The sequence below is a fragment of the Fulverythrobacter fulvus genome (assembly GCF_037154085.1).
GTDB classification, from domain to species: domain Bacteria; phylum Pseudomonadota; class Alphaproteobacteria; order Sphingomonadales; family Sphingomonadaceae; genus Andeanibacterium; species Andeanibacterium fulvum.
Map to the genome: position 1 here is coordinate 948,027 of NZ_JBANRM010000001.1, position 25,393 is coordinate 973,419.

Below are 25,393 nucleotides of genomic sequence, written 5' to 3' on the forward strand. Positions count from 1 at the left end.
GAGAAAGCGGAATTGTGAGCGCTATCCTCAACCCCGGACGCCTGAGGCTGGGTGTCAATATCGACCATGTCGCGACCATCCGGAACGCGCGCGGCGGCGATCATCCCGATCCCGTGCGCGCGGCCGAGATCGTGGCGGCAGTGGGCGGCGATGGAATCACCGCTCATCTGCGCGAGGACCGGCGCCATATCCGCGATGCGGACCTCGCCCGCATCCAGGCCGCGACCGACCTGCCGCTGAACCTGGAAATGGCCGCGACCGAGGAAATGCTGGAGATCGCGCTGCGCCACAAGCCGCACGCCGCCTGCATCGTCCCCGAAAAGCGCGAGGAACGCACCACCGAAGGCGGGCTGGACGCAGCCGGGCTGCATAATCAACTCGCCCCGATCGTCGGCAAGCTGCTCGATGCGGGGATTCGCGTCAGCCTGTTCATCGAGGCAAAGCCCGAGCAGATCGAGGCGGCGCTGCGGCTGAACGCCACGATCGTGGAACTCCACACCGGCGAATATGCCCATGCCACGGGCGACCAGCGCGCGGCGGAATTGAAGCGCATCGCCGATATGGCCGCCCTCGCCGCCCGGAACGGGATCGAGCCCCATGCCGGCCACGGCCTCACTTACGAGAATGTGCAGCCGATTGCGGCGATTCCCCAGCTCGCCGAACTGAATATCGGCCACTATCTGGTGGGCGAAGCGATCTTCACCGGGCTCGACGTCGCCGTGCGGCGCATGCGCGAGTTGATGGACGAGGCTCGCGGATGATCATCGGCATGGGCTCCGACCTGTGCAATATCGAGCGAATCCAGAATTCGCTCGACCGCTGGGGCGAACGCTTCGAGCTGCGCGTGTTCACCGAGATAGAGCGCGCCAAGGCCGCCCGCCGTCCGCATACCCGCGCCGGCACCTTTGCCAAGCGCTTCGCCGCTAAGGAGGCCTTTTCCAAGGCAGTGGGCACCGGCTTCAAGCAGGGCGTGTTCATGAAGGATATCGGCGTGGTGAATGCCCGTTCGGGCGCGCCGACGCTGGAATTGCAGGGGGGCGCCCTCGTCCGCCTGCAGGAACTGACCCCCGAAGGCCATGCGGCCATCGTTCACCTGACGCTCACGGATGACCATCCATGGGCCCAGGCCTTCGTCGTGATAGAGGCGCGCAAGCTGTGAATTCCGAAGACGAAACCCAATCGGGCGCTCCCGCCGATCCTGTCGCGACCGCCTCCTCCACCCCGGCCTCCCCCACTCCGGCCTCAAAAGCCGCTGCGGAGGACAAGAAGGACCCCAAGGTCAACTGGTTTGCGGAGATTCGCGGGCTGGCGCTGATGCTGCTGGCGGTACTCGCCTTCCACAGCCTGATCGCCAAGCCGTTCTACATCCCCTCCACTTCCATGGTGCCCAACCTGCTGGTGGGCGACCGTCTGGTGGTCAGCAAATATCCCTATGGCTGGAGCTGGGTTTCGGCCACGTTCCATTTCCTGCCGCGCAGCGACTGGAAGATCGCCAGCCGGGTGCCCGAATATGGCGATGTGGTGATCGCGGTGCCGCCAGACCGGCCCGAGGACTACATCAAGCGCGTGATCGCCCTGCCGGGCGACCGGATCGCGTTGGTGAACGGGCGAATCGTCCTCAACGGCAAGCTCGTTCCCCGGCAGGTGGTATCGCCGGTGCGCATCCCGGTCGATCAGCAGACCTGCCCGGATGGCGACGGCGTGGCCCGGCCCTGCCTTGAGGATTTCGAGAATTTCCGGGTCCGCGATGCCGATGGCCGGGAATATTACGAGCCGCCGACCTATCGCGAGACCCTGCCCAATGGCGTCAGCTATCTGGTGATCGACGACATGATCCAGATGAACGACGATTATGGCGAGATCACCGTGCCGGAGGACCATGTCTTCCTGATGGGCGACAATCGCGATCACTCGGCGGACAGCCGCGTGCCGGCCAAGCCCATCGCCAATGGCCTGGGCGGCCCGGTTCCGCTGTCCAGCATCGGCGGACGGGCGGAGTTCATCACCTTCTCGCTCGACGGTTCGATGACCTGGAATCCCCTCACCTGGTTCAAGGCCTTCCGTGACGGCCGCGCCTGGACTAGCCTGCGCCCCGCGAAGGCCGAACCGGCAGTTGCCAACGGGAGTGGAGATGGCGGGAAGTGACGCAAAACCCGTGCGGGATGGGAAACAGCAGGACGGGGAACGCAAGGTAGGCTCCAGCCCCGCGCAGATCGCCGACCCTAAACTCGCCTATGAAGCGCGCCGCGCCTTCATGTGGGTGCTGGTGGTGGGCGGCGCCGTCCTCACCGTCTACATGGCCCGCTCGCTGCTGGTCGTCTTCGGCGGCATGGTTTTTGCCGCGATGATCGATGGCGGCGCGCGCCTGCTGGGCCGCGTGCTGAAGATCGGACGCGGCTGGCGCATCGCCATCGTCCTCACCCTGGGCGTCGCCTTCCTCATCGGGATGGTAGTCTATGCCGGGACGACGATTGCCCAGCAGGCGGCAGAATTGCCGCGAATCGTGGAAGAACAGATTCACGCCTGGGCCGTATGGGCACAGGCGCGCGGGGTGGCGGTGGACGCCAATTCGCTGCAGAGCTTCGGCAGTCAGCTCGCCAGCGGCGTGGGCACGGTTACGCGGGCCCTCAGCGGCCTGCTGGGCGGAATCGCCAGCCTGATCCTGATCGGCTTCCTGGGCATCTATATCTCGCTCGAGCCCCGGCTTTACGAGCGCGGCATCGCCTGGATGCTGCCCGAGAACCGGCGCGAGGATTTCTACGTCACCGGATCGCTGATGGCGCGCAAGCTGCGCCACCTGCTGGGCGGGCGGCTGTTCGGCATGGTGGTGGAAGGCATCTTCACCTGGGCGATGCTTGCCGGATATGCGCTGGTGAACGATGGCGTGCCGGTGCCCATGGCGGTGCTGCTGGGCCTTATCACCGGCACTCTGGCCTTCATCCCCAATGTCGGCGCGGTCATTTCGGGCGTGCTGATGGTGCTGGTGGGCTTTTCCGGCGGCACCGAGATGGGGCTCTACACCATCTTCGTCTATTTCTTCGTCCAGACGATCGACGGAAACGTCCTTGTCCCCCTGATCGCCAAGAAGACGGTCGACCTCGCCCCGGCGCTGGTGCTGGCCACGCAGCTGGTGATGGGGGTGATGTTCGGGATTCTCGGCCTCGCCCTGGCAGACCCGCTGGTGGCGATGATCAAGGTCGCGCTGGAGCGGCGCTCGGCCAAATACGATGCTGCGCGCGAAGCGCAGGAGGCCGGGGCTTAGGCCCGGCATAAAGGCAAAGGCACAGTGAAAGCCGCGCGAATCTTCCTCTACATCGTCGCCACCGGTATCGTGCTGGTGATCGGGACCTTCTTTGCCCTGCGCATCTGGTCCAGCGAACTGACCGCCTTCGCCTTCGTGCCCACGGCCGAATTCCAGGAGCAGCAGCCGCTGGCCGCCAGTGCCTATGCCGATCCGCAAATGTGGTTCGCCCGCCCCGGCAAGGGCGACGATCTGGTGCGCTGGCAGCCGGGCGGCGCGATGCAGAAACCGGGCGAGACGCGCTTTGCCGTCTTCTTCGTCCACCCGACATCCTATCTGGACAAGGGATCGTGGAACGCTTCGCTCGAGGATGCGACCGCGAATGACCGCGCCCGCCTGTTCCTGAAAGGCATGGCCAGCCCCTTCGGGCAGGCAAGCGAAATCTGGGCGCCGCGCTATCGCCAGGCAGCATTCGGATCGTTCCTCACCGAAGATCCCAAGGCCGACAAGGCGCTGGACGCAGCCTATCGCGACGTCACGCTGGCCTTCGATTATTTCCTGACCCAGATTCCCGCCGACGAGCCGATCGTGCTGGCCGGGCATAGCCAGGGCTCGCTCCATCTGCTGCGGCTGTTGGCGGAACATATTCGCGGTACCCCTGCGCAAAAGCGCATTGCCATGGTCTATGCCATCGGCTGGCCCGTCTCGCTGGAACACGATCTGCCCGCGCTGGGCCTGCCTGCCTGCTCAGTCCTGCATCAGGCGGGCTGCATCCAGGGCTGGGTGAGCTTTGCCGAGCCCGCCGATACCGGCCAGATGCTCGAACGCTATAACGCCTCGGCGGGTTTCGACGGCCAGTCGCGCAAGGGCAGCCCGATCCTGTGCAGCAATCCGCTTACCGGCAGATCAGCCGATTCTGCGCCCGCCAGCGCCAATCTGGGCACGCTGGTGCCCAATGCCGCGATGACCGATGGTACACTGACGCCCGGGGCAATACCTGCACGCTGCGATGCCAGCGGCATATTGCTGATCGGCGATCCGCCCGAACTGGGCCCCGCCGTGCTGCCGGGCAATAATTACCACGTCTATGACATCCCGCTGTTCTGGAAGAACCTGCAGCAGGACGTGACCGCGCGGGTGAAGCAGTGGACGCCGCCGGCATGATCACCACCCGCGCCCCCGAACTGCGCGAAGCCCTGCCCGGCGGCGGCGCTTTGATCGCACTGGATGTCGGCACCAAGACCATCGGCACGGCCTTCTGCGATGCGGGCTGGAGCTTCGCTACGGCGGGCAAAACCCTGCCGCGGGGCAAATTCACGGCCGACAAGGCCAAGCTGCAAGCGCTGATCGCCGAGCGCAGTGTGAAGGGCATCGTGATCGGCCTGCCGCTCAATATGGACGGCTCGGAAGGACCCCGCGCGCAGGCAAGCCGCGCCTATGCCCGCAATCTGGAACCGCTCGGCCTGCCCGTGCTGCTGTGGGACGAGCGCTGGTCCACCGCCAGCGCCGAACGCGACATGATCGCGCAGGATTTCAGCCGCGGAAAACGCGCCGAGCGAATCGACAGCCATGCGGCAGCGGTGATCCTGCAGGGAGCGATCGATGCGCTGGCCGGGGCGGCGTTTTAGCCCCCACCCGTTCGTCCTGAGCTTGTCGAAGGACAGGCGGATACGGATTAGTTCCGCCGCAATTCTACCACCAGCCCCTTGGGCAATTCGCCCTCATAGGGCAGTGGGCGGCGCAGGGCATCGGCTCGCGCCCGGTCGAGAATCGCCTGCGGAATGCCCTGCCCCACCAGCAGCACGTCCGCGCTGCCCAGCAGGCGTGCCTCGCGCAGGGTCAAATCGTCGGGATTGGCGCTGCGCAGGGCAATAATCGCGTGACCGAGCGGCTTTTCCGTCTCCGCCCCGTCGAGCCAACCTTCCACCGCATCGGCACTTTCCTCGCGCAGAGGATCGAGCGCCCCGCCCGGCCCCAGTGCCGCATCGAGCACCTGGCGCCGGTCAGCGGGCGAAGGCCAGCGTGCGCGCAGTTGCTCCCGCGCTGATTGCAGCGATTCGGCCAGCGTGCCGAGTGTGGCGGGCAGCAGCGATTCGAGCCGCAGGCGCAATTGCTTGGCCAGCCCGGCGGATGCCCCGCCCGTGCCGATGGCCACCAGCACCGGATCGCGTTCCAGAATGCTGGGCGTCGTGAAATCGCACAGGTCCGGCCGGTCGACCACGTTCACCAGCACGCCGCGCGCCTTCAGGCGCTTTGCGGCTTCTTCATTCGCCGCCTGGCTATCCAACGCGACGAAGGCCAGCCGCGCCCCGCGCGACCAGCCCAGTTCGATCGTATCGATCACTTCGCCGCCTGCCCGTTCCACCAACCGGCGCTTGGGCTCGGCGGCGGGCCCTTCCCCCAGCACGATCACCGGCTGACCGGCAATGCGGTGGAAGAGCGGAAGAGACTGCATCAGCCCAGCAGCCAGTCCGGAACGCGCTCGGCATCGGCAATGGCTTCGGGCGCGATCCGGTCGGCCACAACGGCGTAACGGTCCCCATCCACCAGCACTTCGGGCACGAAGCCGCGGCTGTTGTAGGAAGATGCCATGGTGGCGCCATAGGCACCGGCCGTGCGGAACACGGCGAGATCGCCCGCTTCCAGCGCGTCCATGTGGCGGCCCATGGCGAAAGTGTCGCCGGTTTCGCAGATCGGGCCGACGATATTGGCCGTCATCTTCGCGCCGCTGGGGCACACTGCATCGAAATCGTGCCACGAGCCATAAAGCGCCGGGCGGGCAAGATCGTTCATCGCCGCATCGACGATCACAAAGGGATCGCGATTGCCGTTACGCTTCACCCGCACCACGGAAGTGAGCAGGATGCCCGCATTGCCCGCGATCACGCGGCCCGGCTCGAACATCAGGGTAACATCCCAGTCCTTCGTCACGCGGGCGACCATTTCGCCATATTCGGCCGGGCTCGGCATGACTTCGCCCGCCTTGTAGGGCACGCCAAGGCCGCCGCCGAGATCGGCATGGGTCACCTTGAGGCCAGCCGCGCGCAGTTCCGCGATCAGGCGGCCAAGGCGCGTGAAGGCCTTTTCCAGCGGTGCGAGATCGGAAAGCTGGCTGCCGATATGGACGGCGACGCCGCGCATATCGAGGCCGGGCAGAGCTGAAAGCCGCGCATAGATGCCCGGCGCCTCGTCGATCGGCACGCCGAACTTGTTGTCGGCCTTGCCGGTGGAGATCTTGTCGTGCGTTCCGGCATCGATGTCCGGGTTCACGCGCAAGGCGCAAGGCGCGCTTTCGCCCATTGCCTCGGCAATGGCGGCGAGTTCCCGGCCCTCTTCCTCGGATTCGATGTTGAACTGGCCGATCCCGGCTTCGATCCCGCGCAGCAATTCGCGCGCGGTCTTGCCCACGCCGGAAAACACTACGTCCTCCGCAGGCATGCCGGCTCGCAGAGCACGTTCCAACTCGCCGCCCGAGACGACATCGGCGCCATAGCCTTCGCGCTGGAGGATCTTCAGCACGGCCAGATTGGGGTTCGATTTCACCGCGAAGGCGACATGCACCTTGGGCAGGATCGAGAGGCCCTCGCGGAAAACCCGCGCGTGGCGTTCCAGCGTGGCGCGGGAATAGACATAGACGGGCGTACCGATTTCGGCCGCGATGCGGGCCAGCGGCACGTCTTCGGCGTAAAGCTCGCCGTTCCTGAGTTCGAAATGATCCATGGTTACCTGTTATTCGGGCGGAAGATCGAAGGGATCGTCCTCGCGTTCTTCGGAGCGGCGGCGCAATTCCACGCTGCGTTCGGGTGCGGCCTGCGGAGCGGGCTCCATAAGTTCTTCGGCGGTCAGGCGTTCTTCCCGGCCGTAGGGCGCCTGAGGCAGTTCCTTGCCCGCCTGCGGCCGCAGATCGGCCGTCTGCCCACAGGCAGCAAGCAAGGCGAGACCGGGCAGGAGAAGAAGGGTTGCGGGTTGCTTCATGCGTCCATTTCCAGCGCGCTGCGCGCCTGTGCGATCCGCTTTTCTACCTCGGAAGGCGCGGTTCCGCCATGGCTGGCGCGCGATGCGACCGACGCTTCGACCGAAAGCGCGGAATAGACGCGTTCGTCGATGCGGGGATCGATCGCCCGAAGCTCGTCCAGAGAGAGAGCTTCGAGGGCTACCCCCTTGCTTTCGGCGAGTTTTACCGCAGCACCGGTGATGTGATGCGCCTCGCGGAAGGGAATGTTGGCCTGACGCACCAGCCAGTCGGCCAGATCGGTTGCCGTGGCATAGCCGAGTTCGGCCGCCTGCCGCATGCGTGCCGTATTGAAGGTGGCATTGGCGACCATCCCTTCCATCGCCGCGATGGACAGGCCCAGCAGCCCAGCCGCCTCGAACACGGGCGGCTTATCGTCCTGCATGTCTTTCGAATAGGCGAGCGGCAGGCCCTTCATGGTGATCATCAGCGCCGTGGCGCAGCCCACGATCCGCCCGGAATGGCCGCGCACCAGTTCGGCTGCGTCCGGGTTCTTCTTCTGCGGCATGATCGAACTGCCCGTGGAAAGCGCATCCGGCATACGCACGAAGCCATAGGGCTGGCTGGCCCAGATGATCATCTCTTCCGCCAGCCGCGACAAGTGCAGCGAGCATTGCGAGGCGGCCATCAGGTAATCGAGCGCGAAATCGCGGTCGGACACCGAATCGAGGCTGTTGTCGGTCGGCTTCGCAAAACCCAGGGCGCTGGCCGTCGCCTGCCGATCAATGGCGAAGCCCGTGCCCGCCAGCGCCGCCGAGCCCAGCGGGCATTCGTTGAGCCGGGCGCGCGCATCGGCAAAGCGCGAGCGATCGCGCCGCAGCATCTCGTAATAGGCCATCAGGTGATGGCCGAGCGTGACCGGCTGGGCCACCTGCAGATGGGTGAAGCCCGGCATGATCGAATGGGCATGCTCGCCCGCCCGCGTAACCAGCGCGCGCTGCAGGGCGGCGAGCCCGGCATCGGCCTCGTCAATCGCATCGCGCACCCACAGGCGGAAATCGGTCGCCACCTGATCGTTGCGGCTGCGCGCGGTATGCAGGCGCCCTGCCGCCGGGCCGATCAGTTCGGCAAGGCGGCTTTCCGTGGTCATGTGGATGTCTTCGAGGTCCCAATCTTCGGGAACGCCATTGGCGGCATATTCGTTGGCCACCTGATCCAGCCCATCGCTGATCGCAAGGGCATCTTCCGCAGAGACAATGCCCTGCGCGCCCAGCATGGCGACATGGGCCTTGCTGGCGGCAATGTCCTGCCGCCACAGTGCCTTGTCGAACGGGATCGAGGCGTTAATTTCGCGCATGATCGCAGACGGGCCCTCGGCAAAGCGCCCGCCCCACATCTGATTGGAGCTTTTCTTCATGTCCCGTTCGTTATCCGTCACGCTTGCGCTCGCACTCGGCTTTGCCGTCTCACTGGCGGGGTGCGATAGGGAAAGCGGCCCCGACGCGCAACCACAGGGCGACGTAGCGTCGACTCAAAGCGCCAAGGAAGGGCCTGTAAGCCGTAAATTCGCGGGCGAGAGCCTGCCGAAATTCACTGCCACCGATCCCTCGGGCAAGGTGCTGGACCTTGCCAGCCTCAAAGGCCAGCCGGTGCTGCTGAACCTGTGGGCCACCTGGTGCGCGCCGTGCAAGGCGGAGATGCCGGTGCTGGATGCGATTGCGGGCGAACATGCGGGCAAGCTGCGCGTAGTGACGGTGAGTCAGGACATGAAGGGCGCCGAAGTGGTCACGCCCTTCTTCGAACAGGGCAAGTTCGCCCATCTCGAGCCGTGGCTAGATACCAAGAGCGACCTCAGCTTCAATTCCGGCGCTTCGGACCTGCCGACCACGTTCCTCTACGATGCCAGCGGCAAGGAAGTAGCCCGCGTGACCGGCGCCTTCGACTGGGAGGGCGAGGAAGCCAAGGCCCTGATCGCCGAAGCCATGGGGAATGCGGGCTGACACCATGACATCCCGCCTCGTCACCGATCTTGCCGCCCTTGCCTCTCGCCGTCAGGCGCTGGGGCTGGCCGCGCTCGGGTTGGGCGGGCTTGTGGCAGCCTGCCAGGAAACGGTGGCAGCGCGCACCGCAAGTGGCGAGACATGCCTCCTCACGCCGACCGAGATTCGCGGCCCCTTCCCCGCCGACGGCACGCGTGCCAGCGGGCAGACCCTGTCGGTCTTCGGCCAACAGGGCCTCGTGCGGCAAGATATCCGCACCAGCTTCGCGGGAATGGCGGGCGAGGCGCCGGGGGTGATGCTCGATTGCGCGATCCGGCTGGTCAGCGCGCAAAGCTGCGCTCCGCTGGCGGGCCACGCGCTCTATCTGTGGCAATGCGACGCGGCGGGCGATTATTCGCTCTATAATCGCGAGGACGTGAACTGGCTGCGCGGAATGCAGGTGAGCGATGCGGACGGCGTGGTGCGCTTCACCACCATCGTGCCCGGCTGCTATGGCGGCCGCGCGCCGCATGTGCATATCGAAGCCTTCGAGAGCCTCGACGCGGCGACAAGCGGCCATGCCAGCCTGCTCGTCTCCCAACTAGCCTTCACAGAGGAGGAATGCGCCAAGGTATACAAGGCGAGCAGCGACTATGGCTCCAGCCTCGCCAACCTTTCCCGCTGGCCCGCCACGCGCGACTTCGCCTTTTCCGGCCCGGAGGAGGAACGGATAGCCCAGACCATCCACCTCACCGGCAGCCCGGAGAAAGGCTATGCCGGGACGGCCACGGTCACGCTGGGCTGAGAGGGTTCGGCCAGGCCGAGATAGTCCGGTATGTCCAACCCCAGCCGCCGCAGCGGGCCGCCCGCCAATCCGCCCACCAGGACAGCCTGCACTGCCCCGCCGGGACCGACCCGCGAAAGCGGTGCGAGCAGCCAGTCGCGCAGCAGCGCAGGCAAGGCGGCATCGCTCTGATAGAGCGGCGTGAACAGGGCCGTGAGCCATTGATAGAGCTTCACATGGCCGCGTCGGAAGGCGATCGCGCGTTCCAGCCGGGCCTGCAATGCCCCCTCGCCGCCCGCCCTCTCCTCACCCAGCGCCATGGCTAGCGCCCAGGCATCCAGCAGGGCCATATTCGCCCCCTGCCCCAGTTGCGGGCTGGCCGAATGCCATGCATCGCCGATGTGAATGAGCCGCTCATCGACCGGCCGGGGCAAGGTGCGATGGGCATAGCGGGCGAAGGTCAGCTGGCCGGGATCTTCAATCCGGTCGAGCAACACCGCGCATTCCGGCCAGAGGCGCAGCACCTCGTCCTTCCAGGCAGAAAGACCCGCCGCCTTCCATCCTTCCAACGCATCTGCCCGTAGCGACCAGAACAGGGCAAGCCTGCCCTGCCCCGTCGGCAGCACACCCACCATCTGCCGGGCGGCGCGATAACGTTGCTCCAGCAGTGTGGGATCGAAGGTCGAGCCCGCAGGCCAGTCCAGCGTAGTCCACAAGGCGCCGTAATCCAGCCATCTGCCGGTGGGCGGAGCAAGCGTGGTGTGCAATCCCAGCGTATCGACAACGAGATCGTGGTCGGGCGATGATCCGCCATCGGCAAAGGCGATCCTGCGCCCGCCATCGCCCATTGCGGAGCCCGTGACTTCCCGGCCGGTGCGGATGGCGATCCCTTCCGCCTGCACCGCTTCATAAAGGGCCGCGAACAGGCTGGCGCGGTGAATTCCGATGCCGAACGCGCCGCGGCGCGAAAGGTCGCCATAGCGGGCATCCAGCACCACCCGCCCATCCGCGTTGCGACCAAGCAGGCGAGTGACCGGCGCCCCATCGCGCAGGATACGCCCGGCGAGCCCCAGCCGGTCCAGCACAGCAAGGCCAGTCGGCTGGATCATCAGCCCGGAACCGAGCGGGCGCGGCTGGTCGAAGCGTTCGTATAGGGTCACTCGGTGGCCCTGCCGATGGAGGAGCACCGCCGAAGCCAGGCCCGCTACGCCGCATCCGGCAATCCCGATATCCAGTTGTTGCCCCGCCATAGACTGGAGGTAGCGGGCGCGCCCAAGTCAGTTCAAGCGAATTTCAGCCCATTATCGCCAGGACTTCGCCCAGTTCTCCATCGCCATCAGCACCGGCTGCAGGCTCGCTCCCTTCGGCGTAAGCGCATAATCCACGCGAGGCGGAATTTCGCCGTAATCCTTGCGGGCGACAAGGCCGTCCGCCTCCATTTCCTTGAGCGTCTTGGACAGGGTGCGGTGCGTGATCCCGCCCAGCCGCCGCTGCAATTCGTTGAAGCGCAGCGGCCCGTCCATCAGCCAGTAAATCACCATGGGGCGCCATTTGCCCGACAGGAAATCGAGCGCCCGTTCCGCAGGGCAATTCCAGTGGTCTGTCGTATTTGCAGGGGCGTCCACAACGGTATCCTGAAAGACCGTACTTGTTGATATGTTAGTGCCCGCATATGTTTCGTTCAACAAGAAGGCAAGGCCCCGGGGCGGGGCGGACGAGCAGAATACGCCCCTTGAAAGGCACATGCGATGAAGACTCTCGAAACGATCCTCCGCAACGACCGCGCTCACTGGGTGGGTGACGGCTTCCCTGTGCGTTCGCTGTTCAGCTATCATGGCGAAACCGCCCCGATCAGCCCGTTCCTGCTGTTCGACTATGCCGGACCGTGGAATTTCGAACCGACGGCAGGCCACCCGCGCGGCGTAGGCGAACATCCGCACAAGGGCTTCGAAACGGTGACCATCGTTTATGACGGTGAAGTCAGCCACCGGGATTCGTCCGGCGGCGGCGGTACGATCGGCACCGGCGAAGTCCAGTGGATGACTGCCGGAGCGGGCGTGCTGCATGAGGAATTCCATTCCCCCGGCTATTCGAAGACCGGCGGCCCGTTCCGCATGGTGCAGCTGTGGGTCAACCTGCCCGCAAAGGACAAGGCGACTCCCGCCAAGTACCAGGCGATCACGCGCGACATGATCCCCGAAGTCAGCTTCGACGGCGGGCGCGCGCGGATTATCGCAGGTGATTTCTGGGGGACCAAGGGGCCGGCCAGCACCTTCACCCCGATCAACCTGTGGGACGTGCGGCTTGCGGCCAATGCGGAAACCACCCTGCCCGTACCCGATGGCCACACCACGATGGTGGCTGTGCTTTCCGGCCATGTGACCATCGACGGCAAGGGCGTTGGCGAAGCGGAAATCGCCCGCCTCACTCGCGACGGCGCCGATGTGGCGATCAGGGCCGATGGCGATTCCATGCTGCTGGTGATGACCGGCGAGCCGATTGACGAGCCGGTATTCGGCTATGGCCCGTTCGTGATGAATACCGAGGCCGAAATCCGCCAGGCAATCGCGGATTTCAACTCGGGCCGGTTCGGCGCACTCGCACCGGCATGATCTGAAGATGCCCGGAGGGACCGCTTCCTCCGGGCCTTTTTGTCTTTCGAATCGCAAAAGGAGCAGGGCCATGGCCGACGGCGCACGCGAAATCACTGTAACGATCGAGGATGGCGAACGACATGGCCGCTATGTCGGGAAAGTGGCGGGGATCGATGCCGAGGCTGAAATCACTTTCACGCATCGCGGCCCCGGCCTGATCAGCGCGGACCATACCGGCGCGCCGGACGAGTTGAAGGGCACCGGAGTTGCCGCGGCGATGGTCGATTATCTCGTCGCCGATGCCCGCGAACGGGGGTTCAGGATCATCCCGATCTGCCCCTATGTCCGCGCGCGCTACGTCAAACATCCCGAATGGCGCGATGTCTTCACTGTCGGGCCCGGCGAAATGCCGAAGCTGACCGCCGCCCAGCTGCGCGGCGAATGATGACAGGAAATGGCTGATTTCCGTGGTGGGCGGTGAGGGGCTCGAACCCCCGACCCTCTCGGTGTAAACGAGATGCTCTACCAACTGAGCTAACCGCCCGATCACTCGGAAACCGCGCCTTTAACGGGTCTGCGCGGCAGGTCAACGCGGTGAATGCTTCAACCGTCGCCTAATTGCGCAACACGCGCATCTTGAGCAGCTTTGCCGGGTTGCCTGAATAGACGCCCCACGGCTCGGTCTTCCCGAACAGGGCCGCGCGCGCCGCGATCACGCAGCCATCCGCCACGACACAGCCGGGGCCAATAAATGCCTCGGCCGCGATCCATGCCCGTTCCCCGATCGTGATCGGCTTGAGCACCAACTGGAAATCGCGGTCGGAAATGTCGTGCGAACTGGCGCACAGATGGGCGCCCTGCGACACGACCGTATAGGCCCCGATCTCGATCCGGCCCTGATTGTAGCAATTGACCCCCGGCCCCAGCAGCACGCCCTCGCCCAGCGTAAGATTGGGCGGATACCAGACCCGGGTCGAGCCATAGAGCCGGGCATTGCGCCCCACCTGCGCCCCAAAGGCGCGCAGCACGAAGCGGCGCCAGCCATGCAGCGGCGGCGGGGTCCAGCGGGCGAGGACAGTCCATGCCACTGCCCAGACTGCACGGAAGACCCGGTTGCCGAGCGAGAAGCTCGCCCCGCCTTCAAGGGGCTTGGTCTGCCGGGCGTCCAGAGGAGATGACATGATTGTTCGGGCGCTTCCTGTCTGTGCGGCGAAGTGTCGCCGCTATGTCCTGCCGGAGAGGATCTGACGATATTCCCCGGCCATGGTCGCGGCAATGTTCGACCAGAGATAGCGGTTGGAATAGGCCGCCGCCGCCATAGACATGCGCTGCGCTTCCTCCTCCGGCCGCGCCACTGCATCGCTCATTACTATTTCGAAATCGGAAAAATCCGTCGCCATGCGCAGCGCGATCCCGTCCGAGAAGAGTTCGGGCAGATTGCAATCGTCGGTCAGCACCGGGATGCAGCCCAGCTGGATCGCCTCCAGCACTGCCATCGGCAGGCCTTCGCTCAACGACGGCAGGATGAAATGCCGGGCTTCTCGCAGGGCCTTGTCCTTGGCTTCGCCGAAAAGCGGGCCGGCAAAGTGAATGTTGGGCGCGGCTTCCGCTAGGGCGCGAACTTCGGCGGTGTAATCGGCATCGCCCCAGCCGGCGATGGTCAGCTGCTCTTGCGCAAGGGCGGGAGCCGCGCGCCAGCTACGCATGAGTTCGAGCACCTGCTTCTTGGGATGCAGGCGGCCGAGGAAAAGCGTGCCCGCGCGGGCAGCATCGGGTTCGGGCGCGACGGCCTGCTCCACTCCGTTGGGAGCCACGAAAATCCGCCCCGCCAGCGAGGGCATGAAGGCCAGCACCGCGTCCCGTTCCTTTGCATTGAGTGCGTGGACATGCCCGGTTCGCAACATCGGGCGTTCGAACAGCGCCGCGTGAACCGATTTCACCGCCGGGCGCCGCGCGAGGATATAGGGCTCCAGCATGCCATGCGGCGAGCAGACGACCTGGATACCCCTTGCCGCAGCCATGCGGCCATAGATCGACGCGGCGGACCAGATGCCCTGCACATGCAGAATGTCGGGCTTTTCCTGCAGAATGCGGGCGAGCATTTGCGGGGCGAAGCCATAGCCGGGATTGCCGCTGTGCCGGGGCAGCAACCTCACCTCGCCCCACAGCGCCCGGTCTTCCTCGAAATGCTCGTCCGCCCAACCGATGGCCGAAACCTCGTGCCCCAGTGCCTGCATTGCCTTGGCCAGCCCGGTGACGGCGAAGAATACCCCACCCGCTGAGCGTGTGAGCGAATGGGTGTAGTGCAGTATCTTCATAATTTGCTGGCACTGCCCTTGTGCGGAAGAACCGGACGGAAACTGGTTTGCCCGCCTGGCAACGAGTTGTGTCGTTTCAAGTTCGAACACGCTCGTCAAGCTCGGCATGGCCTGTGCTGCACGGTTGCCCGTGCCAGACTTGCGGCCTGCCGAAAATGCCGGACCATGGCCTTGTTTCGCTTACGCGGCAAAGGCAGTGAACCTTTCCGGGACCGCACTACGCGGCCCCAGCAAATGGCTGAGGAACGATGGCGCGACAGGGCATGGCGATTGCAGGTCAGGCAAACGCTCCCTTCACTTCGGGGTCGAAATATCATCGGGTTCTAGCGGCGATGGCCGGCATTGCCGATTGTGCACCGATCTTCGCCTATATCTTCGCGAGCACGCCGCCTGCCTTCGTAGGGGCCGGCCTGGTCGTGAAGCTGCTTATCGTCGCGCTGCTTCCGTTCCGGCGTCCGGCCTTGAGCAGCGCGAGCTTCGTACTGGTCTTTGCCGCTGTGTCGGCGATCAGCCTGATCGCCTCGCCCTATCAGAACAGCGATGCGCCGCTCCAGCTGGCGGCGATGTCGATCAGCCTGCTGCTGAGCGTCTATATCGTCGCCGATCGCGAGAGGCTGGTTTCCTACGGAAAGGCGTTCGTCGATACCGTCTGCGCCACGAGCCTGCTCTATCTGGCGCTCGCCCTGATCGGAACGATTCCGGTGAACGGCCGCGCGCTGTATTTTTCGGAGACCCATCCGAATCTGGGTTCGGAGATCAACGCGATCGCGCTGATGGCAGCCTGCATCTTCTTCCGCGGCAAGGCGATTATCTTCAGGGCGCTGATCCTGGTAGCGCCGGTCCTGCTGATGCAGGGGCGCTCGGCCCTGCTGGCGATGCTGATCGCATTGGCGATCACTTTCCTGAATGACGGGATGGCATATGCCCGCAGATATCCGGCAGCGATCTTCGGGGCCTTTATCCTGGCCGTCGCTCTGGTGAGCGTGACTGCCATCGGCTTTACCGAAGAGATCCTGAACGCCGTGTTCCTGCTGGACGATCCCTATCGCGGACAGGGCACCGGGCTGGTCGGGCGGACGGATCGCTGGCAGATGGCCTATGATCTGTTCATGCAAAGCCCCATCGTCGGGAACGGCTCCGCGATCTACGAAGTCAGGGAGATCGAATCCCCGCACAATTTCTTCCTCTACGGCTTCGCGAATCTCGGGCTGATGTTCCTCATCGTTCTGGGGCTGATGATCTATCACGGCGTCAGGATGTGGCATCGCGATCGCAGGGCAGCCTCGATCCTGGCGGCAACGCTGGCGATGCTGATGCTCAATGACCGTTTCTTCAACCTCAACCCCTACCCCTTCGTGTTCTTCGTGCTGCTGCTGGGCTTTTCCGCCCTGCCGCTGGCGCAAGGCCCCGCTGCCACATTGCGGCAATATGGCCAGACCATTTCGAAAGCCGCCTTTCGCGCGCAGGTCGCGGCCCGGGCGGGCGGGCCCGCGGCGGAAGGCGCGACCGGGCACCCCTGATCCCGGCCGAAGCGAGACCATCCACAGACAGCGTTCGGATCGCGGTAATGTTGCTGTGCAACAGGCATCCACTCGATACAAAAAGGACAAGCCTTGCCTGACCTGCCCCTCCTCTTCGTGTGGGATAATCTCGGCCCCACGCATGACGACCGGCTGCGGGCCGCAGCGGCAGCCGGGTTCGACGTAACCGCAATCCAGTTCAGCCACGCCAGCGACACCTATAGCTGGGAAGCGGAAGTGGCGGTCGATTACCGCGTGGTGACGCTGAACGCCGCCGGGGAGCGCCCGTCCTTCGCCGCGCAGGTCTGGCGGCTGTTCCAGGCGGTACGCAGGCACCCGGCCCGCCACGTCTTCCTGTGCCATTACGGCCTGCCGACCATGACCTGCGCGATCCTGCTGCGATTGTTCACGGGCAAGCGGCTGTTCGCGATGATGAATTCCAAGTTCGACGATCTGCCCCGCGTGTTGCGACGCGAAGTGGCGAAGAGCCTGTTCCTGCGCCCCTATCACGGCGCGATGACCTCCAGCCTGCGCTCGCGCGAATATCTGGCGTTCCTGGGGGTGGACCGGGCCAGGATGGTCTTCGGCTACAACACGATCGACACCAAGCGCCTGCGCGAACATGTCGCCGCGACCCTGCCGCAAGTGCCGCCGTTCGAGCAGCGGGACTTCATCATCGTCGCCCGCCTCGTGCCCAAGAAGAACATCGCCGCCGCGCTTGAGGCCTTTGCCGAATTCAACCGGCGCTATCCCGGTGCGCGGCGCCTGCGCATCCTGGGCGACGGCCCGCTGGAAGCGGAACTGCGCGCGCAGGCAGACCGGCTGGGCATCGCGGATCTCGTCGAGTTTGCAGGCTTTCTGCAGACCCGCGAAGTGGGGCAGGCCATGGCCTGTTCGCTGGCGCTGATCCTGCCCAGCGTGGAGGAGCAGTTCGGCTTCGTCATCAACGAGGCGCTGGCGCTCGGCCTGCCGGTGATCTGCACCGTCAATGCCGGGGCCTCCGACATTCTGGTCGACAATCTGGTCAATGGCGTCCTCATCAATCCGCACGATCCGCGAACCATCGCGGCCGGGATGGAACTGATGCACGCCGATCCCGAAAAGCACGCGCGCATGTCGCAAGCCGCGCTGGCGTCCGCCGACCGGGGGGACACCCAGCTATTCGCAAAGGGCCTGCGCGATCTGGTCGAGGCAAGGGAAAGCTGACTTTATGAACGTTGCGGTCGTGCACCCCGGCACCCAGCACAGCTGGCAGACGGCCTATGCCTTGCAGCAACTCGGCAGGCTGGAATTCTACGCGACTTCGATCTTCTACCAGCCCGACCGCTGGCCCTATCGGATCGAACGCTATCTGCCCAGATCGCTGGGCGAGCGGCTCGGGCGGGAGTTCCGGCGCTTCAGCCATGGCGGCCTGAACCCCGATCTCGTGCGGACGAGCGGCGTGTGGGAATGGCTGGAACGCATTGCCCGGCGACAGGGCTATCGCGATCTGGCCGCGCGGCTCGACCGGATCGGGAACAGGCGCATTGCCGACGATCTGGAACGGATGCTCGGCGGGCCGAAGCCCTTTGCCCTGTGGACCTATGACAATGTGGCGGGCAATCTGTTCCCCACCGCGAAGGCCCATGGCCGGGCCTGCATCCTCGACCGCACGATTGGCGACTGGCGCGCCTATAATGAAATCATGCAAGCCGTGTTCGAGGACTATCCCGAATTCTTCCCCAAGGCGGATTTCCGCATGGACCAGCAGCGGATCGAGCAGAATCAGGCGGAATACGAACAGGCCGACGTCATTCTGGCCGGCTCGCCCTTTTCCGCCGAGACCGTTGCCCAGCATGGCGGCGCGGCGATTGCCGGGAAGCTGCGCGTGCTGCCCTATTGCTACGACGAATTGCTCTTCGCCGATGCGCCCCCGCGCCCGCCCCGGCCGAAGAACGAACCGCTCCGCTTCCTCTTCGCCGGGCAGGCCGGGGTCCGCAAGGGCGTCCATCTCGCGCTCAAGGCGATGGAGCGGATCGCGCCGGAGGCTGCCTCGCTCACGATCGTCGGCGATTTGCAGGTGCCCGCGCAGACCTATGCCCGCTATGCCGAAAGGGTCACGCATATCCCCACCGTCGCACGGCGGGGCATGGTGGATTTGATGCGCGAGGCCGACGTGCTGATCTTCCCGACCTATTTCGAAGGCGCCGGGATCGTCCTTTACGAAGCGCTCGCCTCGGGCATGGGCATCATCCAGTCGCGCAATGCCGATATCGCGGTGACGGCGGATACGGGCATCCTGATGCCAGACATCGCCGAAGAGGCCCTGTACGAGGCGATGATGCAGGCCATCGAAAACCGCGACCTGGTCGAGCAATGGCGAGCCAATGCCCCGGCGGCGGCCCACCGATACAGCTTCGCGAATTACCGGGACAATATCGCGAAGCTACTCGGGGATATGCAACTTTAGGTTGGTGCCCGCCTAGCCTCAGGCGGCCAGCCCCTCCACCGCCTCAAGGAAGCGCGGCGCCAGATAGGAAGCGCGGAAATGCATGCCGGCAGGCGCCGTGGGATGCGTGCCGTCATACGTGGTGTAGAACTTGGAATTGCCGGTACCGGCTGCGGCACCGACATAGCCGCCATCGGTCAGCAGATCGCGCCACTTGATATAGGGCACGCCCTTGGCGGCGCAGATGGCCTGCAGATCCGTATCCAGCGCATAGGCATTGCCGGACGTCAGCGGCCCGCGATTGTTCCACACGCCCACCACCACCACTTCGGCATGCGTCTCGTTGCGGATGCGATCGAGCATCGCGGCAAAGGCAATGTTGGTGGCTTCGCCCGGCCCATCGTTCTGCGACAGGGGGATGAGGACGATATCCGGATCGCGCGAGATGACATCGAGGGTCAGCCGCTCGGTCCAGTTGGCGCGGCCGGGCCCCGTATCGAGAATGCCGGTGTCGCCCATGCCCTGCACCCACCAGTCCTCTACCCCCAGCATGTCGGAAAGATAGGAGGTGAAGCCATATCCCTCCGTAAAGCTGTCCCCCAGCGAGACGATGCGCAGCGGGGAATAGCCGCTCCACGCACGCACCGTGTCGAAGCCGGTGGCCCAGATGCCGAGAATGCCCGTGACACTGCCGGAACGGTGGCGGATAGTGCGCATCCTGCGCGAGAGGCCCGTGCTGTCGATCACGATCTGGCGATAGGCCGCCGCCGCCGTCTGCGTCACATTCGCCACGATCCTGCCGTCGACCCAGATATGATCGCCGAACAGTTGCATGAAGCCGCGAATGGCCGCCAAGGGGGCATCGGTCTGCCACAGCCACGATCCCTGCCCGCGCGCCAGAGCTGCCCCATCCCAGCTCTGGCTCATGATCGTGCCGACCGTGCCGTTATTGGGGTAGGCATCGACTTTCACTCCGCCCCTGGCGGCGATCTTCGCATTGTCGGAACAGGCGGCCTGCTGGCTGGTCCCGGCGGGCGCGGCCCCTTCCACGAGATAGACCAGCGGCAATTCCTGCCTGCCGACATAGACATAAGTGACGCTGCCATGCGTGCCGCCTGACGGGGCCGAAGGCGCGGCGTCGGCGGCATGGGTAGTGCCCGCCACTGTCACTTCGAACATCATGCCGCCAGTGGCGAATTGCTGGCCCTTCGCCATCGCCAGATTGTTGGCGAACGGAACCGGGGCGAGCCTGCCCTGCACGGCCCAGACCGCCGCGCCATCCGCGATGTAATCGGGATCGGCGAGCGAGAGCATGGCCGAAGCGCCGGAGGCACCCGCCTTTATGCACCGCAGCACCCAAGCATCCTGCGCCACGAGCGCGCCGTATGCATAGGCCGTGGCAGTCGCCCGCTGGGCAATGCCGGCAACGACGCAGGGAACGAAGCGCGGCACTTCATAGCGGCCCATCGTGGCGCGCAGACTGTCGGCCAGGCGGCGGCGGCGGGACGCGATGCCCTGCTGGCGGGCACGGCCACGCGAAATCGCGTCGACCGCGATCATTGCGACACCCGGTAGGTCAGCGTGCCCGACAGCAGCGACACGTCGAGGAAATAGGTCGCACCGGCCTCGGTCTCTTCGACCACCTGCTCACAGGCATTGCCGTTGAAGATGCCCCATGGCGCGCCTCCTGCCGTCAATGGCAGCCTGGTGGCACCGCCATCGGGCGAACGTTTGAACGCTGCGCTACCGGTCCAGTTTCCGGACAGGGAGAGCCAGATCGGCCGCCCCAGACGGGGCGTGAACGGGCCAAGGACCGTACTCGAACTGACCGAGCCTGCCAGTGGCACAACGCCCGAGGGCGCAGGCGCCAGTTCCATCGGAAGCGGGTGATCGGCGTCGACCGTCACTCCATCTCCGCCGGGCATACCGAAGGCGATGGCCGTGACCGGGAAATACCGCGCGGGAGCGACGATAGGCAGCTCTGTCATGTGAGGAATCCTCCGAAAGCGGCGAAGGGAATCGCCAGAGGGTCACTCAAATAACCATATCGGTTCTTGTAGGAAAATTGTTTTTACCGATTTCGCGCAAAATCGGGAGAATATTCCACCATTGCGCAGAATTGCTCCAGAAGCTCCGCCCGGCTCCAGCGCCGTTCCGCCGCCTGGCGGGCCGCGAAGCCGAGCCGCTCGCGCCGCTCCGCATCGTCGAGCAGGGCTTCGATCGCCGCGGCAAAGGCGGCTGCCTCGCCCGGCGGCGTCGAGACACCGCAATCCGCGATCTCGTTGGCGATGCCCGTCCCCGGCGCGGCAGTGGCCACTACGGGGCGCCCCGACGCCATCATGTTGGCGAGTTTGGAAGGGAGCACCAGATCGGCCGCATCCGCCAGCTGCGGCAGCAGATGGAGCGTCGCCAGCCCCAGCAACTCGCCCAGCCTTTCGCGCGGCTGCAGGTCGAACAGGCGGATATTCCCCAGGCTCGCGGCCTCGCGCTCCAGCTCCGCGCGATTGGGCCCCTCGCCACAGATAACAAACACCAGATCGCGCCGGTGCCGCAGCAGGCGGGCGGCCTCCACGATGATCCCGATGCCCTGCTTCTTGGCGATATTGCCCGAATAGAACGCGACGAAGGGCTCGGCGATGTTCCATTCCTGCCGATAGGGCGACGGCGCTTCCAGTGGGCGGATATGCTCGATCTCGGCCCAGTTGCGGAATTGCGCGATCCTGTCCTCCGGCACGCCCTTGGCCGCCAGCCGGGCGCACATTTGCGGGGAAATCGACGTGATCCGGTCCGCCGCCGCCAATTGCCGCGCCTCGAAACCGGCAGCGGTCCTGGCCAGCAGCGACCTGCTGTCCATCAGCCCGGTGGCGAACGCCGCCTCGACCTCGAAATCCTGGATATGCAGCCACAGCCTGGCCCCCGCGATGCGCGCCGCGACCCGGGCGACCGGGAAGGAAACCAGCGAGGGCGCGATGGCCAGCACCAGTTCCGGCCGGAAGCGCCGTGCGATCCGCACCGCTTCCGGCAGGGCGGCGGCGGCGAAGCTCGCATGATGGGCGATCCGCTTCAGCCCGCCATCGCGCGAAGGCACGTAAAGCGGGCAGCGCGTGATCCGCACCCCGTCTTCCACGCTGCGGTGATAGATCGGCCGGGCAAAGGCCGGATCGATCTTCCAGTCGGGATAATAGGCTTTGCCGGTCAGCACTTCCACTTCATGCCCGGCCTCGCGCAGGGCACGCGCCGTACCGGCTGTGTAGGGCCCGATGCCGATAGGCTCCGGGGCGTAATTGATACCGACGATAAGGATGCGCATGCGATTTCGGGGGCCTCGCGAGATTCGTGAGCCAAATGAGCAAACACTTGGTCTTTGGCCAAGAGCGGATAGTCTCAACCGCCCTATCCCTGCGCCGTTCGGATTGACAAATCGTGACAGTGCAGCGCCTTCGCCGGCATCGGCTTAGCTCTGCCTTAACCCATTCATGCGCCAAGGGTATCTGCCTTCGTGCAATCTCGAACCGGATTAGGAGCAAGAGCCTTGGATTCAGCCGAACTGAGCAATGACAAGCTTGTCGAGCGTACATTGGGCGGGCTCCATGCCGCCCTTGCCGAGCATCTGCCCGCCATGGGAAAAGACGAACCGGTGCTCGATATCGGCTGCGGCACTGGCGCCTGGCTTCACCGGCTGGGCGGGCTGGGCTATTCCAACCTCCACGGCATCGACCTCTATGCCGATGATTTCGCCACCGACCGGGCAACCATCAGCCAGGCGAATCTCGATTATGACGACGTCGGACTGGGCGACCGCAAGTTCAAGCTGATCACTGCCATCGAACTGCTCGAGCATCTGGAAAATCCCGGGCGCCTGTTCCACCATGTCTCGCGCCATCTGGCCGACGACGGGGCCTTCCTCGTCTCCACGCCCAACGTGCATTCGGCCCTGTGCCGCATGCGGTTTTTCCTGACCGGAAATCTCAAGCAGTTCGACGCCAAGGGCGATCCGACCCATATCTATCCGGTGCTGCTGACCTCGCTGGAGCGGGTGCTGCCCCGGCACGGATTGCGGATCGACCGGCGCTGGGCCTATCCGGAAGGCGCAAGCATCACTTCGCGCGGCTCCACCCGGCTGCTGGCGGCCCTTGCGCGCAGCTTCGTGCCTGACCCGGTGCCGGGCGACACGCTGTGCCTGCTGATCCGCAAAGCCTGAACGGCACCCCGGCCGGTCCGTGGGCTCAGCACAGCCGCCCTTCGAGCACCTCGAGATAACGCGCCGCGATCCGTTCCGGCGCGAAGTCTTCCAGATAATGCTCCACTGCCTCGCGCGTGGGCGGCTCGCGTTCGGCCAGCGCCTGTTCCAGGCAGGCGGCAAGGCCGGCAACGTCGCCCCGTTCGAACAGCAGGGCATAGGGGCCGACCGCCTCCGGCAGGCCCCCGCTGCGCGCCACGATCATCCGGCAGCCGCTGGCGAGCCCTTCAAGGGCGATGATGCCGAAGGCCTCCACCCCCTCCGTGGGCACCACCATGATCGCGTGGCGGCGGAACTCGCTGGCCAGCGCCTCGCCGCGCAGGGGCCCGGTGAAGCGCACTGCTGCGCCGATGCCCAGGCTGGCGGCCAGTTCGCGCAGATTGCCCTCTTCCGGGCCATTGCCGACGATCGTCAGCACAAGGCCGGGACGGGCATGGGCGATCCGCGCAAAGGCCTCCACCAGAAGATGAGCGCCCTTCATGCGGATCAGCCGTCCGGCAAACACGATCCCTTCGCGCTGCGCCCCCGCTTCCGGCCAATGGAACAGCCCGGTGTCATAGGGATTGGCGATGACGATGGGCCGCGGCAGGCCCTGGCCGAGAAAACCGCTCGGCACGATATTGGTCACCAGATGGGCGATCAGCCCCTTGGCATGGGCGGACAGCCGCTGCAGGCCCGCACCGCCAAAGGCGATGGGATGGGCCACCACGATCGGCTTGCCCGACACTATCTGCGCCGGAAGGCGGCGCAGGCTGAGCGGTGCGCTGAGGATCACGTCGCTCGCGCGGGCAAGCTCCACATAGCGACGGAAACCGGGCGCCCGGTAGACCGGAAAGGGCAGGTCCGCCTCGCCCGGCGTCTCGGTCACCACATGGACATCGTGCCCTGCCCGTGCGAATTCACGGGCAAGCGTTTCGAGCAGCCTTTCCATACCGCCGATCGCAGGAGCGAAACTACGGCAATAGACGTGTATCTTCATGGCCGGGCCTCTCCCATGTACATTGCACGGTCTGCGTCAGCGATAACAGGACCACGTGTTTCCGACAGGTCCAGATCAACGGGTTTCATGTGATTTCGCTCAGAAGAATTGGATCGTTCGTTGCAGGCGGCGTGCTGGCGCAGGGCGCGGCGGCGGTTGCCGGCCTGCTGCTCGCCCGGTGGATGTCGGTGGAGGATTACGCGCTCTACACCGTGGCGATCACCATGGCCGGCGCGATCACCCTGCTGACGCGCGGCGGCGTGCGCATGGGGCTGGCGGCCCAGCTTTCCGAACATTGGCCCGACCGCCTTGCCGCAGGACGCGCCATTGCCTCTTCCGTGCAGGCGCGGCTGATCGTTTCGGCCCTCACCATGCCGCCGATCCTGATCGCATCCTGGCTCCTGCTGACGCAGGCCGGGGCAAGCAACCTGATCGCGGGGGTGATCGTCGGCATCTTGGCGCTCACCTGGCTGGCCGACCTGCAGAGCGGCGTGATCGACCAGGTGCTCTATTTCGACGGCAAGGCCGTTCCCGTGCAGAATCTCGACACGACGATCTCGTTCGGCCGCGCCCTGCTGGTGATCGCCTTGCGGCTGTTCAACGCCGTGTCGGTGACTGCCGCCCTGCTGGTGAATCTCGTCACGGCGGCGCTGCGTATCCCGCCGATCGTGAAATGGGTCAGGCGCTCGGTTGGCGGCGGCGGCGCGAAGCCGGCGGCCGCGACCACCAAGTCCATTCGCGCGGTGGCCATCAGGCAATTGCCGGCCGATCTGTTCAACGTCTTCCAGTCGCAGGCCGCGATCTATTATTTGACGCATCTGGGCGACCCGAAAGATCTGGCAACCTATGGCGCCCTCGCCCGCATCGCCCAGCTCCTCGCGCCGGTCGCCGCTGTCAGCCTGGCCTTCTTCGTGCCCGCTTTCGCCCAGACGAAAGACCGCACGCTGTTGCGCCTCGGCGCCTTCGTGGCACTCGCCATGCTGCCCGGGATCGGGCTTATCGCCCTTTCCGCCGTTGCGCCGCAGAGCCTGCTGTTCTTCATCGGCCCGTCCTATGCCGATCAGGCGCAGGCGCTGCTGGTCTGTGCCATCGCCGTGTCCTTCGCCAATACGGTGCAGGTGGCGTCCAACCTGGTGTCGCATCGCGGATGGAACCGCTGGGCCTGGCTGCGCATCCCGATGGGCCTGGCATGGTGCGTGGCCGCGCCCTTCCTGTTGCCGCTGGACACGGTGGAAGGCGGCTACATGTTTTTCGCCGGCTTCTCGATCTGGATCGCCATCGCCCTGGCGATCGACCTGATCGCCGCCCGCAGACGGGGCGAGATCGCGCTGCTGGGCAAGATGGAAGGCTGACGGGAA

Annotated in this window: 27 protein-coding genes and 1 tRNA gene; 15 read left to right on the forward strand and 13 right to left on the reverse strand. The window is 65.4% G+C overall.

Annotation, left to right across the window (positions count from 1 at the left end; all coding sequences use genetic code 11):
• The first annotated feature begins 14 nt into the window (after positions 1–14).
• The 6 genes from WFP36_RS04625 to ruvX are packed head-to-tail and all read left to right on the forward strand — an operon-like array spanning position 15 to position 4,869.
• Complete coding sequence (locus tag WFP36_RS04625; RefSeq protein ID WP_336978263.1) at positions 15–761, forward strand: pyridoxine 5'-phosphate synthase; 747 nt, start codon at positions 15–17, stop codon at positions 759–761.
• Positions 758–1,159, forward strand: coding sequence for a holo-ACP synthase (gene acpS, locus WFP36_RS04630; RefSeq protein WP_336978265.1), 402 nt, complete (start codon positions 758–760; stop codon positions 1,157–1,159). Before WFP36_RS04625 ends, acpS begins: the two co-directional genes overlap by 4 nt.
• Positions 1,156–2,145: a signal peptidase I gene (gene lepB / locus WFP36_RS04635; RefSeq protein WP_336978267.1), complete on the forward strand. Its 990-nt coding sequence runs from the start codon at positions 1,156–1,158 to the stop codon at positions 2,143–2,145. Before acpS ends, lepB begins: the two co-directional genes overlap by 4 nt.
• The gene (locus tag WFP36_RS04640) at positions 2,132–3,262 is read left to right on the forward strand and encodes an AI-2E family transporter (protein ID WP_336978269.1); all 1,131 of its coding nucleotides are present in this window, start codon (positions 2,132–2,134) and stop codon (positions 3,260–3,262) included. The genes lepB and WFP36_RS04640 overlap by 14 nt, the downstream gene beginning before the upstream one ends.
• A gap of 24 nt (positions 3,263–3,286) precedes the next feature.
• Positions 3,287–4,405 (forward strand): DUF3089 domain-containing protein, encoded by a 1,119-nt coding sequence (locus WFP36_RS04645; RefSeq protein WP_336978270.1) that lies wholly within the window; start codon positions 3,287–3,289, stop codon positions 4,403–4,405.
• The gene (gene ruvX / locus WFP36_RS04650; protein WP_336978272.1) at positions 4,402–4,869 is read left to right on the forward strand and encodes a Holliday junction resolvase RuvX; all 468 of its coding nucleotides are present in this window, start codon (positions 4,402–4,404) and stop codon (positions 4,867–4,869) included. Before WFP36_RS04645 ends, ruvX begins: the two co-directional genes overlap by 4 nt.
• Before the next feature lie 47 nt (positions 4,870–4,916).
• Here ruvX and WFP36_RS04655 read toward each other — a convergent pair whose 3' ends face one another.
• From WFP36_RS04655 to argH, 4 genes are read right to left on the reverse strand one after another with little or no spacing between them, the layout of a single operon-like run.
• Positions 4,917–5,696 carry a precorrin-2 dehydrogenase/sirohydrochlorin ferrochelatase family protein gene (locus tag WFP36_RS04655; protein WP_336978274.1) on the reverse strand — a complete coding sequence of 260 codons (780 nt, stop codon included), beginning with the start codon at positions 5,694–5,696 and terminating at the stop codon, positions 4,917–4,919.
• Positions 5,696–6,961, reverse strand: coding sequence for a diaminopimelate decarboxylase (lysA, locus tag WFP36_RS04660; RefSeq protein ID WP_336978276.1), 1,266 nt, complete (start codon positions 6,959–6,961; stop codon positions 5,696–5,698). Before lysA ends, WFP36_RS04655 begins: the two co-directional genes overlap by 1 nt.
• A gap of 9 nt (positions 6,962–6,970) precedes the next feature.
• Complete coding sequence (locus WFP36_RS04665; protein WP_336978278.1) at positions 6,971–7,216, reverse strand: hypothetical protein; 246 nt, start codon at positions 7,214–7,216, stop codon at positions 6,971–6,973.
• Positions 7,213–8,610, reverse strand: coding sequence for an argininosuccinate lyase (argH, locus tag WFP36_RS04670; RefSeq protein WP_336978280.1), 1,398 nt, complete (start codon positions 8,608–8,610; stop codon positions 7,213–7,215). The genes WFP36_RS04665 and argH overlap by 4 nt, the downstream gene beginning before the upstream one ends.
• Here argH and WFP36_RS04675 point away from each other — a divergent pair.
• Positions 8,609–9,193 (forward strand): TlpA family protein disulfide reductase, encoded by a 585-nt coding sequence (locus tag WFP36_RS04675; protein WP_336978282.1) that lies wholly within the window; start codon positions 8,609–8,611, stop codon positions 9,191–9,193. The genes argH and WFP36_RS04675 overlap by 2 nt on opposite strands.
• A 4-nt stretch (positions 9,194–9,197) precedes the next feature.
• The gene (locus tag WFP36_RS04680) at positions 9,198–9,977 is read left to right on the forward strand and encodes a dioxygenase family protein (protein ID WP_336978283.1); all 780 of its coding nucleotides are present in this window, start codon (positions 9,198–9,200) and stop codon (positions 9,975–9,977) included.
• Here WFP36_RS04680 and WFP36_RS04685 read toward each other — a convergent pair.
• Positions 9,944–11,206: an FAD-dependent oxidoreductase gene (locus WFP36_RS04685; RefSeq protein WP_336978284.1), complete on the reverse strand. Its 1,263-nt coding sequence runs from the start codon at positions 11,204–11,206 to the stop codon at positions 9,944–9,946. The two genes, WFP36_RS04680 and WFP36_RS04685, sit on opposite strands and share 34 nt — an antisense overlap.
• 51 nt (positions 11,207–11,257) lie before the next feature.
• Entirely contained in the window at positions 11,258–11,581 is a 324-nt protein-coding gene (locus WFP36_RS04690) for a winged helix-turn-helix transcriptional regulator (RefSeq protein WP_336978286.1), read from the reverse strand.
• A 123-nt stretch (positions 11,582–11,704) separates the two neighbouring features.
• On the opposite strand from WFP36_RS04690, the gene WFP36_RS04695 reads away from it, so the two are divergent.
• On the forward strand, positions 11,705–12,568 hold the full coding sequence (locus tag WFP36_RS04695) for a pirin family protein (protein WP_336978288.1): 864 nt from the start codon (positions 11,705–11,707) through the stop codon (positions 12,566–12,568).
• A 70-nt stretch (positions 12,569–12,638) separates the two neighbouring features.
• Positions 12,639–12,995, forward strand: a complete 357-nt coding sequence (locus WFP36_RS04700) for a GNAT family N-acetyltransferase (RefSeq protein WP_336978289.1) — start codon at positions 12,639–12,641, stop codon at positions 12,993–12,995.
• Positions 12,996–13,018: 23 nt separating this feature from the next.
• Here WFP36_RS04700 and WFP36_RS04705 read toward each other — a convergent pair.
• The 3 genes from WFP36_RS04705 to WFP36_RS04715 all read right to left on the reverse strand — a co-directional run bounded on the left by WFP36_RS04705 (position 13,019) and on the right by WFP36_RS04715 (position 14,868).
• Positions 13,019–13,094, reverse strand: a tRNA-Val gene (locus WFP36_RS04705).
• A 70-nt stretch (positions 13,095–13,164) separates the two neighbouring features.
• Positions 13,165–13,731: an LbetaH domain-containing protein gene (locus tag WFP36_RS04710; RefSeq protein ID WP_336978291.1), complete on the reverse strand. Its 567-nt coding sequence runs from the start codon at positions 13,729–13,731 to the stop codon at positions 13,165–13,167.
• 42 nt (positions 13,732–13,773) lie between these two features.
• Entirely contained in the window at positions 13,774–14,868 is a 1,095-nt protein-coding gene (locus WFP36_RS04715; RefSeq protein WP_336978293.1) for a glycosyltransferase, read from the reverse strand.
• Between the two features lie 248 nt (positions 14,869–15,116).
• Here WFP36_RS04715 and WFP36_RS04720 point away from each other — a divergent pair, with 248 nt between their 5' ends.
• The 3 genes from WFP36_RS04720 to WFP36_RS04730 all read left to right on the forward strand — a co-directional run bounded on the left by WFP36_RS04720 (position 15,117) and on the right by WFP36_RS04730 (position 18,837).
• The gene (locus WFP36_RS04720; protein ID WP_336978295.1) at positions 15,117–16,388 is read left to right on the forward strand and encodes an O-antigen ligase family protein; all 1,272 of its coding nucleotides are present in this window, start codon (positions 15,117–15,119) and stop codon (positions 16,386–16,388) included.
• 93 nt (positions 16,389–16,481) lie between these two features.
• Positions 16,482–17,594: a glycosyltransferase family 4 protein gene (locus tag WFP36_RS04725; RefSeq protein WP_336978297.1), complete on the forward strand. Its 1,113-nt coding sequence runs from the start codon at positions 16,482–16,484 to the stop codon at positions 17,592–17,594.
• Between the two features lie 4 nt (positions 17,595–17,598).
• On the forward strand, positions 17,599–18,837 hold the full coding sequence (locus tag WFP36_RS04730) for a glycosyltransferase family 4 protein (protein ID WP_336978298.1): 1,239 nt from the start codon (positions 17,599–17,601) through the stop codon (positions 18,835–18,837).
• An 18-nt stretch (positions 18,838–18,855) separates the two neighbouring features.
• Here the strand turns inward: WFP36_RS04730 and WFP36_RS04735 are convergent, their stop codons facing one another.
• The 3 genes from WFP36_RS04735 to WFP36_RS04745 form a co-directional block, all read right to left on the reverse strand.
• Positions 18,856–20,376, reverse strand: coding sequence for an SGNH/GDSL hydrolase family protein (locus WFP36_RS04735; protein ID WP_336978300.1), 1,521 nt, complete (start codon positions 20,374–20,376; stop codon positions 18,856–18,858).
• The gene (locus tag WFP36_RS04740; RefSeq protein ID WP_336978302.1) at positions 20,373–20,804 is read right to left on the reverse strand and encodes a hypothetical protein; all 432 of its coding nucleotides are present in this window, start codon (positions 20,802–20,804) and stop codon (positions 20,373–20,375) included. Before WFP36_RS04740 ends, WFP36_RS04735 begins: the two co-directional genes overlap by 4 nt.
• Positions 20,805–20,887: 83 nt before the next feature.
• Complete coding sequence (locus tag WFP36_RS04745; RefSeq protein ID WP_336978304.1) at positions 20,888–22,126, reverse strand: WcaI family glycosyltransferase; 1,239 nt, start codon at positions 22,124–22,126, stop codon at positions 20,888–20,890.
• Positions 22,127–22,348: 222 nt separating this feature from the next.
• On the opposite strand from WFP36_RS04745, the gene WFP36_RS04750 reads away from it, so the two are divergent.
• Positions 22,349–23,017: a class I SAM-dependent methyltransferase gene (locus WFP36_RS04750; RefSeq protein ID WP_336978306.1), complete on the forward strand. Its 669-nt coding sequence runs from the start codon at positions 22,349–22,351 to the stop codon at positions 23,015–23,017.
• A 25-nt stretch (positions 23,018–23,042) separates the two neighbouring features.
• On the opposite strand, the gene WFP36_RS04755 is transcribed toward WFP36_RS04750, so the two are convergent.
• Positions 23,043–24,035 (reverse strand): glycosyltransferase family 4 protein, encoded by a 993-nt coding sequence (locus WFP36_RS04755; RefSeq protein WP_336978308.1) that lies wholly within the window; start codon positions 24,033–24,035, stop codon positions 23,043–23,045.
• 89 nt (positions 24,036–24,124) lie between these two features.
• Between WFP36_RS04755 and WFP36_RS04760 the strand changes: the two genes are divergently transcribed.
• The gene (locus WFP36_RS04760) at positions 24,125–25,387 is read left to right on the forward strand and encodes a polysaccharide biosynthesis protein (RefSeq protein WP_336978309.1); all 1,263 of its coding nucleotides are present in this window, start codon (positions 24,125–24,127) and stop codon (positions 25,385–25,387) included.
• Positions 25,388–25,393 lie beyond the last annotated feature (6 nt).

Excerpts from the sequence above, each read along its gene's own strand:
- WFP36_RS04710 (WP_336978291.1), bottom strand. The coding sequence starts at position 13,731 with ATGTCATCTCCTCTGGACGCCCGGCAGACCAAGCCCCTTGAAGGCGGG.
- WFP36_RS04685 (WP_336978284.1), bottom strand. The coding sequence starts at position 11,206 with ATGGCGGGGCAACAACTGGATATCGGGATTGCCGGATGCGGCGTAGCG.
- WFP36_RS04675 (WP_336978282.1), top strand. The coding sequence starts at position 8,609 with ATGTCCCGTTCGTTATCCGTCACGCTTGCGCTCGCACTCGGCTTTGCC.
- WFP36_RS04735 (WP_336978300.1), bottom strand. The coding sequence starts at position 20,376 with ATGATCGCGGTCGACGCGATTTCGCGTGGCCGTGCCCGCCAGCAGGGC.
- WFP36_RS04695 (WP_336978288.1), top strand. The coding sequence starts at position 11,705 with ATGAAGACTCTCGAAACGATCCTCCGCAACGACCGCGCTCACTGGGTG.
- WFP36_RS04740 (WP_336978302.1), bottom strand. The coding sequence starts at position 20,804 with ATGACAGAGCTGCCTATCGTCGCTCCCGCGCGGTATTTCCCGGTCACG.
- ruvX (WP_336978272.1), top strand. The coding sequence starts at position 4,402 with ATGATCACCACCCGCGCCCCCGAACTGCGCGAAGCCCTGCCCGGCGGC.
- acpS (WP_336978265.1), top strand. The coding sequence starts at position 758 with ATGATCATCGGCATGGGCTCCGACCTGTGCAATATCGAGCGAATCCAG.
- WFP36_RS04755 (WP_336978308.1), bottom strand. The coding sequence starts at position 24,035 with ATGAAGATACACGTCTATTGCCGTAGTTTCGCTCCTGCGATCGGCGGT.
- WFP36_RS04655 (WP_336978274.1), bottom strand. The coding sequence starts at position 5,696 with ATGCAGTCTCTTCCGCTCTTCCACCGCATTGCCGGTCAGCCGGTGATC.
- WFP36_RS04745 (WP_336978304.1), bottom strand. The coding sequence starts at position 22,126 with ATGCGCATCCTTATCGTCGGTATCAATTACGCCCCGGAGCCTATCGGC.
- argH (WP_336978280.1), bottom strand. The coding sequence starts at position 8,610 with ATGAAGAAAAGCTCCAATCAGATGTGGGGCGGGCGCTTTGCCGAGGGC.
- WFP36_RS04715 (WP_336978293.1), bottom strand. The coding sequence starts at position 14,868 with ATGAAGATACTGCACTACACCCATTCGCTCACACGCTCAGCGGGTGGG.
- WFP36_RS04680 (WP_336978283.1), top strand. The coding sequence starts at position 9,198 with ATGACATCCCGCCTCGTCACCGATCTTGCCGCCCTTGCCTCTCGCCGT.
- WFP36_RS04730 (WP_336978298.1), top strand. The coding sequence starts at position 17,599 with ATGAACGTTGCGGTCGTGCACCCCGGCACCCAGCACAGCTGGCAGACG.
- WFP36_RS04640 (WP_336978269.1), top strand. The coding sequence starts at position 2,132 with ATGGCGGGAAGTGACGCAAAACCCGTGCGGGATGGGAAACAGCAGGAC.
- WFP36_RS04700 (WP_336978289.1), top strand. The coding sequence starts at position 12,639 with ATGGCCGACGGCGCACGCGAAATCACTGTAACGATCGAGGATGGCGAA.
- WFP36_RS04720 (WP_336978295.1), top strand. The coding sequence starts at position 15,117 with ATGGCGCGACAGGGCATGGCGATTGCAGGTCAGGCAAACGCTCCCTTC.
- lysA (WP_336978276.1), bottom strand. The coding sequence starts at position 6,961 with ATGGATCATTTCGAACTCAGGAACGGCGAGCTTTACGCCGAAGACGTG.
- WFP36_RS04665 (WP_336978278.1), bottom strand. The coding sequence starts at position 7,216 with ATGAAGCAACCCGCAACCCTTCTTCTCCTGCCCGGTCTCGCCTTGCTT.